Annotated in this window: 1 protein-coding gene; it reads right to left on the bottom strand. The window is 46.8% G+C overall.

What is annotated here, in order from left to right:
- Positions 1-545, bottom strand: a 545-nt coding sequence (locus tag R7Q48_RS30255; protein WP_318134101.1) for a PQQ-dependent sugar dehydrogenase, incomplete at both ends; no start/stop codon positions are given.

The raw sequence follows: 545 nt of genomic DNA on the forward strand, positions 1-545 counted from the left end.
GTGAGCTTGCCATCGTTAATGCTGACGACATTGATATGAGTGAGCTTTAACGCTCCAACTAATATTTTGCCGTCAAGTTCTGAGTATTTATCCCCGCGATAGAGCACCATATTGCTTGGAGCGATAGAGGGAATGTAAACCAATTTGGGGTCTTCCATTCCTGGCAGTGATTTCGCTTCACCTACATCAAGTGGGCCCCAATATTCTTTCCCTTGTGAGACTCTTGCCCAACCGTAGTTCGCCCCTTTTTTTATTAGGTTAATTTCGTCACCTCCACGCGGCCCATGTTCAATCGACCAAAGTTGATCTGTCTCTTTGTCGTAGAACAAACCTTGTGGATTGCGATGCCCGAAACTCCATATTTCAGGCTTTGCCTTGGAGGAAGTAAAAGGGTTATCTGTTGGCACCGTGCCGTCTAGATTCAAGCGTAGTATTGAGCCTGCGTGTGTTTGAGTATTTTGCCCGTTGTCTCGTTCACCGCGATCGCCAATCGTGAAGTAGATCTTGCCATCAATAAACGCGATTCGACTGCCAAAATGTCGGCC

This window comes from Vibrio sp. 378, from assembly GCF_033339435.1.